Here is a 16,649-nt window from a genome sequence, read left to right as displayed (position 1 = left end):
TGAAATCACCTCATCTAATTTGGAAAATGTACGATCAAACGATCATTTTTATCAAAACTTGTAATACTTTGACAAAGATACTTCACAATATCTCTTTTAATCGTGTCGGTCATTGTTTCAAACGACTCTAAAGCAACACGATGATACTCAAAAATAGGGTTACGTTTCCCATTTTGACGTGAATTTACGCTTGCTTTTAATTTTTGTAAATGGTCTACTTGTTTAATCCAGTTGCTATCTATTGCCTTTAAAATCGCTTTTTGGACAAAATGCATATATAAAAAAGGATTTAATTTGGATTGTTGGTACACCAATTGCGCTTTAAATAATTGCATTAAATATTGAACTATCGCTGCACGATCATTGAAAGGGAGCGATGAGAGTTCTGTTGTAAAGTGAAAGCTTAAATTTTTATAAATATACTCAATCAACCAAGCTTCAGTCACTTTGTTTTCCTTTACAAGTGCTGTGAATACATCTTGTGCTATCATCTCAAGCTGATGCGTGTCTACCTTCTCCAACGTTAAAACGCGATTTCGCTCTGCATAGATTAATTCGCGCTGTGCACTAATACTTTTTTCATATTCATTTGATGTTTCACGTGTCTGCATGCCTTGTTCTTCTGATACACGTTGCGCCCGTTGAACAATTTTCTTAACACGGCGTTGAAACACAAGGCTATTTTGGAGTGTATTTGAGTCAATTTGATTAAGTCGTTTCATATTCATCGACTTCGTATCACCCCAACGTTTGACGAGATAATCTTCAATTGAAATATAAATTTGAGAAGTACCTGGATCCCCTTGTCGACCGGATCGTCCTCTTAACTGGCGGTCAACACGACTATTCTCCATATGTTCACTGATAATGACAGCTAGTCCCCCTAATGCTTTCGCACCTTCTGCCAATTTAATATCTGTACCGCGTCCTGCCATACTCGTCGCTACAGTAACAGCCTTCAATTGTCCCGCTTCCGCTATCATTTGTGCTTCCTTAGCCACATTTTGTGCTATCAATAAATTATTTGGGATATCTAACTCAAAGAGCGCATTTGAAAAGTATTCCGCCATTTCTGCAGTACGTGTAATCACAAGTACCGGTCGTTGTTCCTTATATAACGTTTGGACACGCTCAATGATGGCAATATTTTTATCTTCAGCATTTCTAAAAACGCGATCCGGAAAATCTTGCCGTCGAATCGGCTTGTCTGTAGGGATTTGTACCACAATCTTAGTATATAAATCTAAGAACTCTCTTTCCCCTAACTTACTCGTAGCGGACATTCCAGAAAAAATATTAAACTGCTTAAATAAATTTTGAAAAGTAATCGTCGCCATCACACTCATATCCGACGTTATTTCAACGTTTTCTTTTGCTTCTAATGATTGATGTAATCCTGATTGAAGTTTAGTACCGGGCATCATGCGTCCTGTAATGCGATCAATCAAAATAATCTCACCTTGATGTACAAAATAATCAAAGTTATCTTCAAATAAGTGTCTTGCCCGTAATGCAAGGTTGATATTTCGCACTAAATCAAAATAAGGCGCTTCATAAATGTTGGCTACACCGAAATACGCATTCGCGGCATCAATCCCTTTATCCGTAAGCCATATCTCTTTTTTAGTCTTTTTCATTTCAAAGTGTGTTTTTTCTTCAAGTGTTTCTACAAAAGTTTTAACCACACTAAACAAGTTAGATTGCAAACGTGGCGCCCCAGAGATGACGAGTGGTGTTTGTGCAGAATCTAAAATAATAGAGTCGACCTCATCAATAATTCCATAATTGAGTTGAGGTAAAAATTTCGCTTCTTGACTATCCGCCAAATTATCAATGAGATAATCAAAACCGAGACGACCGCCTGTAGTATAAATAATGTCATGTTTGTAGATAGCTTGTTTTTCACCACGCTGATATTCATGGTTCGGATCTTCTACAAACCCTAAGGCAATCGTCAAACCAAGCCATTCAAAAAGTGGCTTCATTTCCAAAAAATCACGTTTAGCAAGATAATCATTCGTCGTAATCAGATAGGCCCCTTGACCAGACAATGCGTTGAGATATAGCGGCATTGTAGCAGTTAACGTCTTGCCTTCACCTGTTTGCATCTCAGCAATGTTGCCTTGATGTAATACAATCCCACCGAGTACTTGCACATCTTTCGGAAACATACCTAAAACACGCCAACTCGCCTCTCTTACAACTGCATAGGCTTCGGGTAATAAGTCATCTAACGTGACCTCTCCTTGTTGTAACTTCTTTTTAAATTCATATGTTTTTTGTTGTATCACACTATCTGGTAATTTTCGATAAGTCTCTCGATAACTATTGATACGTCCCAATATTATTTTAAGTCGTTTTAAACGTATTTCATTAATTGTATTGTGGATCTGATTCACCATCATTGTTCACCTCCGTTCGTCCATGCAAAATCCAAATCGTATAATCGATGACTCGGATTTCGTAACGTTTGGACGAGCGCTAATGCTTCTGTAAGTTCATCTTCACGCGTACCGTATATTACAACCTCCTCCGACTGATGAGGTATATCCTCAATACGCACATTATGAGATGTCACAAATGCTTTGCCCTTCATCTGCTTTGCCATCAAACACGCTATCGCATTAGAACGTGCATCATAGCCTATAAAATGCAGTTGACGATTTTCAGCTAAAGGTTTTAATAATTTGACCAACTTTAAAGCAGTCTCTGTATCCGTTGATGTATCCCAATGGTGTACCATCACACAGTTTTTAATATGGCGAATGGCATGTTGGCTTATCTCACGGTTTTCGACAAATAGCACATTGAGCAAAGAGATACGATGATTTTGATGATAGATGTCACTTACGACAAGATGGGTTTGTGCCGATCGAGCTTGCCCCTCACTAATGGAAATTTGACGAAATGTCACAGACTCTGAGGCAGCGTTAATCATTTGGACCTCATAATTAAAAGCACTCTCCGGTAAGATTACGTCAGCTTCATGCCCCTTAACAATTTGAAAATCACAAATCGTATTGTCCCGACGTTTAAAAATAATTTTAAAATAAATACCATTTTCAGGGACGACATCATAATCAAAATAAAAGTGATACAGTTGCCCTTTCTTTAAAATGGGTAACGTTGGGATTGTTTTATCTTTTTCAAAGTTTGTCATCATTTTCCATTCATGTATGACAATACCAGAGGGCATGAGTGCATTGTGAAACACGGTATCTGAATGATTAAATCGAAACTGCGTCCCATACATAAAGGTTGAGTCTGTAATTTGTGTCCATCGAATGTTAAAGTTATTTCCCTCTTTCATGTGTCACTCTCCCAAATCGACTCTCGAGAATCATATTGTAAAAATTAACAAACCAATTCGTAATTGTGGGTGTATCATCATTATGTCGCCCAGGGATACTTCGACTCATCACACGAACATGTTGACGAGACAACACAGGAAGCAACATACTAAATGCATGCAAATCATAGTCATCATCTTCCATATATGAAACTGCTACTGTCGTGTTTTTCAAATCGGATTGTTCTAAAGTATGCCAAAATTTTTGATTGAGTCGCTCTATTGCAGCGTCATCCATTGCTTTTTCATTTTTCATGAGTAAATCCAGTGCTGTGCCAAATTCCTCAGGACGTCTTAAACGCATATTTTTTGCAATACTTCCAATGTTGATCAACGGTTTACCTACCACAATAGCCGCCGGTTTCAACTGTGCACCATAATACAATGCACCGAATGAACCCATTGACAGTCCAGACAAAATAAGATCGTCATCTTTGAATCCAAGAAAATCTAACTTGTCTTTTATGACTTGAACAATATGATTTTCAAAAGATTTTGACCCTAAATAAAAGGCGCCTCCTTCTATTCTCGGATCTCCAATTAAAAGAAAGGGCGTTTTTAATTTACGCATCATGTAAAACCCTTCAAATCCTTCAGCAGTACGATAACCACTAAAATAGACATTGAGGGGTGGTTTTAAATCTCCGGGATCAAAGTAATGTATGAACTCTTCACGCGTTTCATCTACGTAGCGTTCTCCTCCTAAAATACATTGTCCCATTTCAAGGCGAGACCATCTTTTGTGAATCGCACCGATACGTAGTGTGCCCGTTCCTTTTGCCTTAGCACTAATCAAGATATATGCAGATTTATCGTCAACAGGTATTTCTAATGGCTTAGTGAGTTGCTTATGTGTTAATACAAACGTTCTATTAAACGTGTCTCTCGTACCAAATTCTAATAAACGAAATGTAAATGAAACCTCAACATTTCCAGTCACAGAGAATTCTGGCCATATTTGAATCACTTTATCATGATCGTAAAATAAATATTTTTGCCATGTTAAAATGGGTTTAAAGTCCACACCAAAGTCCCCTGTGAGTACTAATGCATTGTTCCCATCATAATAGGCATCGCCGTTAAACCTTGGATTTACAACACAACAAGATGGCGGGATTTTATCACCATATTGCCCAGGAAATGATAACGCGAGTAACTTATACAATCTATCATCGGGATTACGGTATTGAAAAGGTCGAATCATCCGTTGTCGAACGAGCGGATCATTTTGAAACTGAGTATCCCAAAATTGTTGATCAATGTAAGTACTATAGGGTGTGCTTATATGTTGTAATAATGTCATCAAAGGAAGAGAATAAGCCGTTTGTACAAAAATAAGTTCAAATTCTTTTGGTTTATTACTTTCTCGCATATACAATTCATCTGCCTCAGTCAATGGAAAATTCAAATATTGAAAGTCCACCTCATTTCTTGAAGCAAAATGATGAGAATAGTCTGTGCCTCCAATTTGTAACACTTTATATTTACGCGCCATTTTTATCCCGCAACCTCCTTTCATCTAATTGTGTTAAGATTTGACTGGATGAATAATGTTTTGCAAGTTTCATTGAATAAGAAAATGCTTGATTCCAGTTTTTCAAATGATTTAAAAAGTAATCTGTCGCAATAGACAAATCATTAATATCATTAATTAAATAACCATTCATGTTATGTTGCACGTAGTCAGTTGGATTCCGGTTAATTTGAGGTAATCCCGCACCAATCGAACAAATTTGAAGAAAAAGATCTGGTTCATGATTTAAATCGATAATAAGCCTTAAAGTTCGCACGACCTCGACTAATTGATTTTCAAATGGCACCGACTTTAAGTCAACATATGTTGTTTCTTCTTTATACATAATGTCTCGAATCATTTCAGGTGCTTGTTGCTTTTGATTTAATACTTCATTCATGCTTTTCATCGTTTCAGAAACCCATTGTGGTAAAATATCCGTCTGCTTGCTTAATAACACCACGCGTACTTGTGAATGTTGCTGCATCTCTTGCTCAAGTTGGCTCATCACATTTCTGAATGTGTCTTGACACATACCGTCAACCCACACGCCTATATTCATCTCATATAACTGACTACTCATATTCGCATTCACTTGGACGTCAAAGGGTGTAATACGTAAAAGCTGATTTTCGCTGTGAGATTGTTTTTGATATCGTGACAGCTTTTCAGTATTTTCTATCGTATCGACAAGCCAGTACTTAGCTTTTTCTATTGCTGACATACCATTTTCCTCAAGAGATGTTTTTCTTTGCTGAAAAATTGAGAAGCATAACTGTTCAGATGCAACATGATTCGCAATCATCGCATTATGACGAATATCAGACGCAGCGATTACCGTCTCAAAATCATCAGCGCGCTGTTTAAAATAACGTGAAAGCCATTCATCTATCACTTCATCCATGCTCAAATACACCTGATTGTTGAAAAGATGATAATAGTTGCGATGAATTTTAACTTCTCCTGAAATCAAATCCTCTTGCATCACCCAATCTCCATCAAGCGTCATATAAAAATGTCGTTCTGCTTCGCCTTGTTGATTGTAGGTCATCACACTTGAAAGATAACCCCTATCATCAAAAATATAACGATAGCGTTGTATATGATTCTCAAAAGATTCAATCCAAACAAGATAACCGTCCTGACTAAAATGTATATTTGAATATTGATGCTCCGCTGTAAAAGCGCGTATATAGGATGTTGCATAAATAAATTCGGTATCTTCAGGCCAGTCTAATGTACGATAATCTACAGATTGTGGTGTTTGATGTGTGAAACCTTGAATCGCATCAAACACCGACCAATAACCTGCATCAAACAAATCGTATCGGTGTAAAAATGTACGTAAATCTGGACTGTAATTCAATATCAACATTTCAAAAGGACGTTTATTTTTAACGTGCATCCCCATCAAACTAATCAAATCATCAAATTCTGTTTTCGATTTTTTAAAAAAAGCTGGTTTTGCATTACTTTGCCACCAATGCCCTTCGCTATACCAAGCTGGTATAAAAAACTTCATAATAAACGCCTCACCAATATTTTTTTAAAAAGCGCTGATACTTATCGAAATAGAGATATGTTTTAAATGTATCAGCGATATTAATAGCGATATAAACTAAAATTATCAATTGAACTGCTAAATAGATTTGTTGTGATAAATGTGGGATAAATAATGAACTATACAATGGAATACCAATAATTACTCCAACAATTAACGTTCCGAACCAGCATACCCTTCTAGCCATTTTATCGAGATAAGCAGCGGTCTCTTTACCCGGTCTCACATCCACAAAATAGTTTCCATTCTTTAAAAATTTTTTCGTATTCTGCTTTGTGTTGATTAATAAGCGTGACAAAAAGTAACCTAAAATCATCTGTAATAATAAGTAGGCACTGATTCCTATATAATGATCGAAGGAAAATATTCTAATATGATGTGGATGTCCTAAAGTAAACTTTAAAATCAAATTCACTATACTATTTAATAGGAAAAAAACAGACAAACTAATCATAATGGACAAACTTCCACCTGGATTAATTTTCCAGGCTAAATAATTGACTGTACTGTTATTTGAAATATCCATGATGTCTAGATAATCTGTACGGTATTCAACCAACTCAATCAATAATAAAGTAAACAGTGCCAAAATAATTAACACCACCACGATGATTAATTCATACGTTTCTATCTTCAATTTGGGACCTTGCTGATTAAAAATAGATCTCACAATACTCAACATTACGATTGGCATCGGCCCTGCAATGCCGTTCCTCACATTTTGATCAGCTAACCAGACCATCATCATTGCACCCGCTATTAAAATAAGTAATAAAAGTAGCATATTGAACTGCTTTAATTGACTATGGTAAACGAATTGATTTAAGACGAAGACACCTTGAATCACACTCAATGCCAAAGTCAGAAACTTTTCTTTAAAATGCTTTTCCGCCCGCGTTTGTCTCATAGATTTTTCAATATTTTTATAAGACCATAAACTAATAATCAGCATGGCTGTTAACCAAGGACCTAATCCAAGAGAAAAAACATTGAGTATAGACACATCTCCTCCCATATTAGACACAGCAAGCCTATAAAACCCATTATCATGGTGTCGCATTGCTTGCGCAGGGATGATGGGAACGTGGCTACCTAATATGTATATCAATAAAACAAAAATTGTGAATAATATTCTTTTGTGTAAAATTTTGTATTCGTATTGTTGGAAAATACGTTGAAATATATTATTTTTCACATTAACCCTCTTTTAAATAAAACATGGGGTCAAAGGGGCTAGCTTTGACCTGTATCATGTTAGCCCCTTTTACCATGTTTGAACTTCTTATTGTTCAGATGATGAATGATCATCCTTTTTGTCTTTTCGAGACTTTTTGATCAATCCAATTCCAGCTAACATTGCTGCAACTGCGCCAAACAATCCACTTTGACTCGTAGCTTGACCTGTGTCTGGTAAAGTTTCTTTTGTCACTTGTGCCTGTTTGTCAGTTGATTGCGCTGTATTGTGACTTGGTAACTGCATTGATTCAGAAGACGTCATTGAATGACTCGTGTTCTCATTCATAGATGCTGATGCACTTGTCGACGCACTTGTTGATGTACGCATTGATGCACTTGCTGATGTACTCATTGACGTACTTGTTGATGTGCTTGTCGAAGCACTCGTTGACGCACTCGTTGACGCACTTGTTGACGCACTTGTCGATGTACGCATTGATTGAGAATCCTTAACAGAAAGACTTACAGATAAGCTTTCATATGTCGATAAGCTGTTTGATGTACTTGTTGACATGCTTGTTGATGCGCTCATTGAGTTAGTCGCTGATAATGATGTACTTTCAGCAGCGTGAACTGACATTGATGTTGATGCTGATGCGCTTGTTGATACGCTTGTTGACGCACTTGCTGATGCTTTTTCTACCTCAGTTAATGAAGCAGATGCACTTGTCGACAACGATTCATGATTCGACAATGATGCTTTTTCACTTGCCATAGCACTGTTTGAAGCACTTACTGATTGACTGTTTACATTCGATGCAGTTGATGCTTTGTTTTCAGATGCAGTTGTTGACATAGACGCTGAAGCAGATGCACTTGCCGATGTACTCATTGACGCACTTGTTGATGCTTTTTCACCCACAGATGTTGATGTTGAAGCACTTTCAACTGCTTGTTGTGATGCTTTATCAAAACTTGATAAGCTGTTTGACTTAGAAGTTGATGCCGAATCACTTAATGAATGCTGTACAGATTGTTCTGCCGCTTTAGACATTGATGCACTTGCTGATGTCGATGCAACTTCTGATTGAGATTGTGACACTTTCGTTGAAGTACTTTCAGAAATCACTTGATTATTTGATGTTTGAGTAGATTGGCTCAATAATCCTGATTGACTTGATGAAGTACTTACTGATGCTGATGCAACTGTTGAATCACTTGATGAAGTACTTGCCGACACTGATTCTGATGCAACTGTGCTTGGTGATTGATGCGTTGTCATACTCGAAATCGCACTCGTTGACAATGATGTACTCATTGATGCGCTTGCTGATTGACTTCTGATGTCATTAAACAATAACGATAAGCTTGTCGAAGCACTTACTGATAATGACTGATTTGTTGAGTTATTATTAGAAATGCTTGTTGATACGCTCGACTTAACGCTCTCGACTTTAGAAGTTGAAGTAGAGTCACTTGCCGATGCTGAATCTACTTTAGACATACTTAATGACTGTTGCGTAGATGTACTTGTCGATAATGATTCGCTATGTTTATCATTCATCATATCGCTCGCTGATGTAGAAGCAGATGCTGATGCACTTTCTACAGCGTGTTGAGATGATGCATCACTTTGAGAAGTACTGATAGATGTACTTACACTTGCACTTTCAGAAGCACTCATCGTTGAAGCATCTGTGTTTGATTGATCAGCTGATAAGCTCATTGATTGAGAATTGCTGATTGCAGTACTCATTGATGTACTTGTTGATGCTTTTGCTGATTCACTTGCTTGTACAGATGATTGTACCGATGTCGAATCTGACGCTTTTACTGATTGCGCATTTGAAACAGCTGTGCTCATAGATGTACTGCTTTGAACTTGCATCGATTCACTCATCACTTGTGAAGTAGAAATAGATTGACTCTCTTTCGCACTTACACTTGCAGCACTTGTTGATTGCGTAACTTGAGAATAACTCGTAGACGCACTCACGGATTCACTCAACAATTCAGAAACATTTGTAGGCACTTTGTACGAATTGGACATACTCATCGATCCACTAATTACCGCACTTGGTAAATCTGATGTTGGTGGTTGACCTGTTGATGTTACTTTCGCTGATTCTGACTGACTTGTTGACGTGCTCATTGATGTTGATGTACTTGCTGATGTTGAAGCACTTGTCACACTTTCCGACATTGATGCCAATTGACTTGCCGAATTAGATTGACTTGTTGACATAGAATCACTTGTTGATGCTGATTCGCTCGCTTGACGTGCTGAATCTGATGCTGATGTACTTTCAGATTGTGACGTGCTTGTTGATGTTGAAGCGCTCTTAGCTTGTGATTCGCTTGTTGATGCAGACTCACTTGCTTTTGCCAACGATTCAGATGTTGAGCCACTTACTGATGTTGACTCGCTTTCAGATACTGATGCACTTGTCGATGCTGATTCGCTTGCTTGACGTGCTGAATCTGATGCTGATGTGCTTTCAGATTGCGACGTGCTTGTTGACGCTGATTCACTTGCTTTCGCTAATGACTCTGATGTTGATCCACTTACTGATGTTGACTCGCTTCCAGATACTGATGCACTTGTCGATGCTGATTCGCTTGCTTTTGCTAACGACTCTGATGTTGAGCCACTTACTGATGTTGACGTACTTTCAGATACTGATGCACTTGTCGATGCTGATTCGCTCGCTTGACGTGCTGAATCTGATGCTGATGTACTTTCAGATTGCGACGTGCTTGTTGACGCTGACTCACTTGCTTTTGCCAACGATTCTGATGTTGAGCCACTTACTGATGTTGACTCGCTTCCAGATACTGATGCACTTGTCGATGCTGATTCGCTTGCTTGACGTGCTGAATCTGATGCTGATGTGCTTTCAGATTGCGACGTGCTTGTCGATGTTGAAGCGCTCTTAGCTTGTGATTCGCTTGTTGATGCTGACTCACTTGCTTTTGCCAACGATTCTGATGTTGAGCCACTTACTGATGTTGACTCGCTTCCAGATACTGATGCGCTTGTCGATGTTGACTCGCTTTCAGATACTGATGCACTTGTCGATACTGACGCACTCTTAGCTTGTGATTCGCTTGTTGATGCTGACTCGCTTGCTTTTGCCAACGACTCTGATGTTGAACCACTCACTGACGTTGACGTACTTTCAGATACTGATGTGCTTGTCGATACTGACGCACTCTTAGCTTCTGATTCGCTTGTTGATGCAGACTCACTCGCTTTTGCCAACGACTCTGATGTTGAGCCACTTACTGATGTTGACTCGCTTTCAGATACTGATGCACTTGTCGATGCTGATTCGCTTGCTTTTGCTAACGACTCTGATGTTGAACCACTCACTGACGTTGACTCGCTTCCAGATACTGATGCACTCGTTGACGTTGATTCGCTCGCTTGACGTGCTGAATCTGATGCTGATGTACTTTCAGATTGTGATGTGCTTGTCGATGTTGAAGTGCTCTTAGCTTGTGATTCGCTTACTGATGCTGATTCACTTGCTTTCGCTAATGATTCTGATGTTGAGCCACTTACTGATGTTGACTCGCTTTCAGATACTGATGCACTTGTCGATGCTGATTCGCTTGCTTTTGCTAACGACTCTGATGTTGAGCCACTTACTGATGTTGACTCGCTTCCAGATACTGATGCGCTTGTCGATACTGACGCACTCTTAGCTTGGGACTCGCTCGTTGATGCCGACTCACTTGCTTTTGCCAACGACTCTGATGTTGAGCCACTCACTGACGTTGACTCGCTTCCAGATACTGATGCACTTGTCGATGCTGACTCGCTCTTAGCTTGTGATTCGCTTGTTGATGCAGACTCACTTGCTTTTGCCAACGATTCTGATGTTGATCCACTTACTGATGTTGACTCGCTTCCAGATACTGATGCGCTTGTCGATACTGACGCACTCTTAGCTTGGGACTCGCTCGTTGATGCCGACTCACTTGCTTTTGCCAACGACTCTGATGTTGAGCCACTCACTGACGTTGACGTACTTTCAGATACTGATGCGCTGTCAGATTGTGACGTGCTTGTCGATGCTGATTCGCTCGCTTGACGTGCTGAATCTGATACTGATGTGCTTTCTGATTGTGACGTGCTTGTCGATACTGACACACTCTTAGCTTGTGATTCACTTGTTGATGCAGACTCGCTTGCTTTTGACAACGACTCTGATGTTGAGCCACTTACTGATGTTGACTCGCTTTCAGATACTGATGCGCTTGTCGATGCTGATTCGCTTGCTTGACGTGCTGAATCTGATGCTGATGTGCTTTCAGATTGCGACGTGCTTGTCGATACTGACACACTCTTAGCTTGTGATTCGCTTGTTGATGCAGACTCACTTGCTTTTGCCAACGATTCTGATGTTGAGCCACTTACTGATGTTGACTCGCTTTCAGATACTGATGCACTTGTCGATGCTGACGCACTCTTAGCTTGTGATTCGCTTGTTGATGCCGACTCACTTGCTTTTGCCAACGATTCTGATGTTGAGCCACTTACTGATGTTGACGTACTTTCAGATACTGATGCGCTTGTCGATGCTGATTCGCTCGCTTGACGTGCTGAATCTGATGCTGATGTACTTTCAGATTGTGACGTGCTTGTCGATACTGACGCACTCTTAGCTTGTGACTCGCTTACTGATGCCGACTCACTTGCTTTTGACAACGACTCTGATGTTGAGCCACTCACTGACGTTGACGTACTTTCAGATACTGATGCGCTCGTTGACGTTGATTCGCTCGCTTTTGCTAACGATTCAGATGTTGAACCACTTACTGATGTTGACTCGCTTTCAGATACTGATGCACTTGTCGATGCTGACGCACTCTTAGCTTCTGATTCGCTTGTTGATGCAGACTCACTTGCTTTTGCCAACGATTCAGATGTTGAACCACTTACTGATGTTGACTCGCTTCCAGATACTGATGCGCTTGTCGATACTGACTCGCTTTCAGATACTGATGCACTTGTCGATACTGACGCACTCTTAGCTTGTGATTCGCTTGTTGATGCAGACTCACTTGCTTTTGCTAATGATTCTGATGTTGATCCACTTACTGATGTTGACTCGCTTCCAGATACTGATGGGCTCGTTGACGTTGATTCGCTCGCTTGACGTGCTGAATCTGATGCTGATGTACTTTCAGATGTTGAAGTACTTGTCGATGCTGATACACTCTTAGCTTGTGATTCGCTTGTTGATGCCGACTCGCTTGCTTTTGCCAACGATTCTGATGTTGAGCCACTTACTGATGTTGACTCGCTTCCAGATACTGATGGGCTCGTTGACGTTGATTCGCTCGCTTGACGTGCTGAATCTGATGCTGATGTACTTTCAGATTGTGATGTGCTTGTCGATGTTGAAGCGCTCTTAGCTTGTGATTCGCTTGTTGATGCAGACTCGCTTGCTTTCGCTAATGATTCTGATGTTGAGCCACTTACTGATGTTGACTCGCTTTCAGATACTGATGCACTTGTCGATGTTGAAGCGCTCTTAGCTTGTGATTCGCTTGTTGATGCAGACTCACTTGCTTTTGCCAACGACTCTGATGTTGATCCACTTACTGATGTTGACATACTTTCAGATACTGATGCACTTGTCGATGCTGACTCGCTCGCTTGACGTGCTGAATCTGATGCTGATGTACTTTCAGATTGTGACGTGCTTGTCGATGCTGACACGCTCTTAGCTTGTGATTCGCTTGTTGATGCTGATTCACTTGCTTTTGCCAACGATTCTGATGTTGAGCCACTTACTGATGTTGACTCGCTTCCAGATACTGATGGGCTCGTTGACGTTGATTCGCTCGCTTGACGTGCTGAATCTGATGCTGATGTACTTTCAGATTGTGACGTGCTTGTCGATGTTGAAGCGCTCTTAGCTTGTGATTCGCTTGTTGATGTTGAAGCGCTCTTAGCTTGTGATTCGCTTGTTGATGCCGACTCGCTTGCTTTTGCCAACGATTCTGATGTTGAGCCACTTACTGATGTTGACGTACTTTCAGATACTGATGCACTTGTCGATGCTGACACGCTCTTAGCTTGTGATTCGCCTGTTGATGTTGACTCAGTTGTCGATGTTGAGCTATCTGCATTGCTCACAGATTCTGACGCTAAAAGACTTATTGATTTTGATGTGCTCGCTGATGTACTTGCACTTGTTGCGCTTGCTAACTCAACTGTTGATTGTGATGTACTTGCCGATACTGAGTTGGCTTTCGACGTTGATGTACTTACACTGTTTTCTGATTCACTTGTTGATGTCATCACTGACGCTGATTGACGAACTGATGTTGATTGATTCGTTGAATCACTTGCACTTGCTGATACAGATTGTGATGCTTTTTCTGAATCTGATGTGCTCACTGACAATGATTGACTTTCTGCTGGTGTCACTGATGTTTGACTGCTCATTTCAGTCGATTCAGATGCACTCACTGATGCAGATGTACTTGTTGACGCAATATCACTTACAGATGCGGACGTACTTGCGCTTTCTACTGAATTTAATGCCGATGTGCTCGTTGATACTGACGCCTTCATTGATTCTGAAGTACTATTTTCAACAGACTCACTGATTGATGTTGATGTACTTGCTTGGTTTGTTGAATCTGTCATTGATGTGCTTACAGATGCCGATGCCACTGTTGACATTGAATCACTGATTGACGCTGATTCACTTGCGCTATTCGGACCTGTTTCACTTGTTGTCGAACCTGTTGTCGATGCTGAAGCAGACGCACTTGTTGATGTTGATGTACTCATCGATGTCGACTCGCTCGCCACTGTTGAAGTACTTGTTGATGCTGACGTGCTTGCTTGTGCTGCTACATCAGATGTTGATAGGCTCGTCGAGCTTGACGTACTCACTGACGCTGACGCACTCTTCACATTTGATTCACTTTCATGGCTTACTGATGCGGACATCGATGTACTTGTTGATTTCGAAGTACTTGCTGAAATTGATGCACTATTCATCGTTGAACCATTTTTGCTGCTATCAGATGCGGATGTGCTTTCTGATTGTGACGTGCTTGTCGATGTCGATGCACTCTTAGCTTGTGACTCGCTTACTGATGCCGACTCACTTGCTTTTGCTAACGATTCAGATGTTGAACCACTTACTGATGTTGACTCGCTTTCAGATACTGATGTGCTCTCAGATTGTGACGCACTTGTCGATACTGACGTATTCTTAGTTTCTGATTCGCCTGTTGATGTTGACTCAGTTGTCGATGTTGAGCTATCTGCATTGCTCACAGATTCTGACGCTAAAAGACTTATTGATTTTGATGTGCTCGCTGATGTACTTGCACTTGTTGCGCTTGCTAACTCAACTGTTGATTGTGATGTACTTGCCGATACTGAATCTGCTTTCGACGTTGATGCACTTACACTGTTTTCTGATTCACTTGTTGATGCACTCACTGACGTTGATTGACGCACTGATGTTGATTGATTCGTTGAATCACTTGCACTTGCTGATACAGATTGTGATGCTTTTTCTGAATCTGATGTGCTCACTGACAATGATTGACTTTCTGTTGGTGTCACTGATGTTTGACTGCTCATTTCAGTCGATTCAGATGTACTCACTGATGCAGATGTACTTGCTGACGCAACATCACTTACTGATGCCGACGTACTTGCGCTATCAACTGAATTTAATGCTGATTCGCTCGTTGATACTGACGCCTGCATTGATTCTGACGTACTATTTTCAACGGATTCACTCACTGACGTTGACGCACTTGCTTGGTTTGTTGAATCTGTCATTGATGTGCTTACAGATGCTGATGCCACTGTTGACATTGAATCACTAATTGACGCTGATTCACTTGCGCTATTCGGTCCACTTGTTGTTGAACCTGCTGTCGATGCCGAAGCAGACGCACTTGTTGATGTTGATGTACTCATCGATGTCGACTCGCTCACCACTGTTGAAGTACTTGTTGATGCTGACGTGCTTGCTTGTGCTGCTACATCAGATGTTGATAGGCTCGTCGAGCTTGACGTACTCACTGATGCGGACGCACTCTTCACATTAGATTCACTTTCATGGCTCACTGACGCAGACGTTGAAGTACTTGTTGATTTCGAAGTACTTGCTGAAACCGATGCACTATTGATAATTGAATCATTCACTGATGTTGATTCACTCACTAATCGTTGCGATTCAGAAACTGATGCACTTGTCGATGTTGACGCACTCTTAGCTTGTGATTCGCTTGTTGATGCTGATTCACTTGCTTTTGCCAACGACTCTGATGTTGAGCCACTTACTGATGTTGACTCGCTTTCAGATACTGATGCGCTTGTCGATACTGATTCGCTCGCTTGACGTGCTGAATCTGATGCTGATGTGCTTTCTGATTGCGACGTGCTTGTTGATGTTGAAGCGCTCTTAGCTTGTGACTCGCTCGTTGATGCCGACTCACTTGCTTTTGCCAACGATTCTGATGTTGATCCACTTACTGATGTTGAAGTACTTTCAGATACCGATGTGCTTTCTGATTGTGACGTGCTTGTCGATGTCGATGCACTCTTAGCTTGTGACTCGCTTACTGATGCCGACTCACTTGCTTTTGCCAACGACTCTGATGTTGAGCCACTTACTGATGTTGACTCGCTTCCAGATACTGATGCACTCGTTGACGTTGATTCGCTCGCTTGACGTGCTGAATCTGATGCTGATGTACTTTCAGATACTGATGTGCTTTCTGATTGTGACGTGCTTGTCGATAATGATTCACTCTTTGCTTGTAATTCACTTGTTGACGCCGATGTGCTCATAGAGTCAGAGATACTAGTTGACATTGATTCACTCTTTGCTTGTGATTCACTTGTTGACGCTGATGCACTCTTCTCTGCTGATGCTGAGTTCGATACAGACTCGCTATTTGATGTCGACTCACTTTGTGATGCTGACTCGCTCAATGATCGTTGCGATTCAGAAACTGATGCGCTTGTCGATACTGATTCGCTCGCTTGACGTGCTGAA

The 16,649-nt window shown here is 40.5% G+C and carries 19 protein-coding genes; 13 read left to right on the top strand and 6 right to left on the bottom strand.

All coding sequences use genetic code 11. From position 1 onward, the window contains the following. Positions 1-14 precede the first annotated feature (14 nt). The 6 genes from secA2 to GZH82_RS13855 form a co-directional block, all read right to left on the bottom strand. Entirely contained in the window at positions 15-2,402 is a 2,388-nt protein-coding gene (gene secA2, locus GZH82_RS01530) for an accessory Sec system translocase SecA2 (protein ID WP_162682975.1), read from the bottom strand. After that, a complete protein-coding gene (asp3, locus tag GZH82_RS01525) occupies positions 2,402-3,310 on the bottom strand; it encodes an accessory Sec system protein Asp3 (protein WP_162681000.1) in 909 nt (302 codons plus the stop codon). The genes secA2 and asp3 overlap by 1 nt, the downstream gene beginning before the upstream one ends. Next, on the bottom strand, positions 3,294-4,844 hold the full coding sequence (gene asp2, locus GZH82_RS01520) for an accessory Sec system protein Asp2 (protein WP_162680999.1): 1,551 nt from the start codon (positions 4,842-4,844) through the stop codon (positions 3,294-3,296). Before asp2 ends, asp3 begins: the two co-directional genes overlap by 17 nt. Then, positions 4,834-6,384, bottom strand: coding sequence for an accessory Sec system protein Asp1 (gene asp1 / locus GZH82_RS01515; protein WP_162680998.1), 1,551 nt, complete (start codon positions 6,382-6,384; stop codon positions 4,834-4,836). The genes asp2 and asp1 overlap by 11 nt, the downstream gene beginning before the upstream one ends. Before the next feature lie 10 nt (positions 6,385-6,394). Continuing rightward, positions 6,395-7,594 (bottom strand): accessory Sec system protein translocase subunit SecY2, encoded by a 1,200-nt coding sequence (gene secY2 / locus GZH82_RS01510; RefSeq protein ID WP_238989683.1) that lies wholly within the window; start codon positions 7,592-7,594, stop codon positions 6,395-6,397. Positions 7,595-7,705: 111 nt separating this feature from the next. Further along, positions 7,706-10,579: an LPXTG cell wall anchor domain-containing protein gene (locus tag GZH82_RS13855; protein WP_238989682.1), complete on the bottom strand. Its 2,874-nt coding sequence runs from the start codon at positions 10,577-10,579 to the stop codon at positions 7,706-7,708. On the opposite strand from GZH82_RS13855, the gene GZH82_RS14130 reads away from it, so the two are divergent. From GZH82_RS14130 to GZH82_RS01425, 13 genes are all read left to right on the top strand, one after another. Next, the gene (locus tag GZH82_RS14130; protein WP_238989706.1) at positions 10,509-11,030 is read left to right on the top strand and encodes an MSCRAMM family adhesin SdrC; all 522 of its coding nucleotides are present in this window, start codon (positions 10,509-10,511) and stop codon (positions 11,028-11,030) included. The genes GZH82_RS13855 and GZH82_RS14130 overlap by 71 nt on opposite strands. A gap of 39 nt (positions 11,031-11,069) precedes the next feature. After that, entirely contained in the window at positions 11,070-11,696 is a 627-nt protein-coding gene (locus tag GZH82_RS14425) for a hypothetical protein (protein ID WP_162680991.1), read from the top strand. 21 nt (positions 11,697-11,717) lie between these two features. Beyond that, complete coding sequence (locus tag GZH82_RS14420) at positions 11,718-11,888, top strand: hypothetical protein (RefSeq protein ID WP_275401866.1); 171 nt, start codon at positions 11,718-11,720, stop codon at positions 11,886-11,888. A gap of 39 nt (positions 11,889-11,927) precedes the next feature. Beyond that, positions 11,928-12,203 (top strand): hypothetical protein, encoded by a 276-nt coding sequence (locus GZH82_RS14415; RefSeq protein WP_203232834.1) that lies wholly within the window; start codon positions 11,928-11,930, stop codon positions 12,201-12,203. 39 nt (positions 12,204-12,242) lie between these two features. Then, positions 12,243-12,764 (top strand): hypothetical protein, encoded by a 522-nt coding sequence (locus tag GZH82_RS13835; protein ID WP_203232833.1) that lies wholly within the window; start codon positions 12,243-12,245, stop codon positions 12,762-12,764. A gap of 231 nt (positions 12,765-12,995) precedes the next feature. Next, positions 12,996-13,271, top strand: a complete 276-nt coding sequence (locus tag GZH82_RS13830; protein WP_203232832.1) for a hypothetical protein — start codon at positions 12,996-12,998, stop codon at positions 13,269-13,271. Positions 13,272-13,310: 39 nt separating this feature from the next. Further along, complete coding sequence (locus tag GZH82_RS13825; RefSeq protein ID WP_203232831.1) at positions 13,311-13,463, top strand: hypothetical protein; 153 nt, start codon at positions 13,311-13,313, stop codon at positions 13,461-13,463. A gap of 39 nt (positions 13,464-13,502) precedes the next feature. Beyond that, positions 13,503-13,931 (top strand): hypothetical protein, encoded by a 429-nt coding sequence (locus tag GZH82_RS01450; protein ID WP_162680989.1) that lies wholly within the window; start codon positions 13,503-13,505, stop codon positions 13,929-13,931. A 234-nt stretch (positions 13,932-14,165) separates the two neighbouring features. Next, on the top strand, positions 14,166-15,089 hold the full coding sequence (locus GZH82_RS01445; protein WP_162680988.1) for a hypothetical protein: 924 nt from the start codon (positions 14,166-14,168) through the stop codon (positions 15,087-15,089). 88 nt (positions 15,090-15,177) lie between these two features. Next, positions 15,178-15,471, top strand: a complete 294-nt coding sequence (locus GZH82_RS01440) for a hypothetical protein (RefSeq protein WP_162680987.1) — start codon at positions 15,178-15,180, stop codon at positions 15,469-15,471. Then, positions 15,429-15,989, top strand: coding sequence for a hypothetical protein (locus tag GZH82_RS01435; RefSeq protein WP_162680986.1), 561 nt, complete (start codon positions 15,429-15,431; stop codon positions 15,987-15,989). The genes GZH82_RS01440 and GZH82_RS01435 overlap by 43 nt, the downstream gene beginning before the upstream one ends. Positions 15,990-16,010: 21 nt before the next feature. Continuing rightward, positions 16,011-16,322, top strand: a complete 312-nt coding sequence (locus GZH82_RS01430; RefSeq protein WP_203232830.1) for a hypothetical protein — start codon at positions 16,011-16,013, stop codon at positions 16,320-16,322. A 39-nt stretch (positions 16,323-16,361) separates the two neighbouring features. Further along, positions 16,362-16,640, top strand: a complete 279-nt coding sequence (locus tag GZH82_RS01425) for a hypothetical protein (protein ID WP_162680984.1) — start codon at positions 16,362-16,364, stop codon at positions 16,638-16,640. Positions 16,641-16,649 lie beyond the last annotated feature (9 nt).

The organism is Staphylococcus sp. MI 10-1553, from assembly GCF_010365305.1.
Lineage (GTDB): Bacteria > Bacillota > Bacilli > Staphylococcales > Staphylococcaceae > Staphylococcus.
The sequence above is the reverse complement of the archived record's forward strand: the minus strand, read 5'-3'. Positions and strand labels throughout refer to the sequence as shown.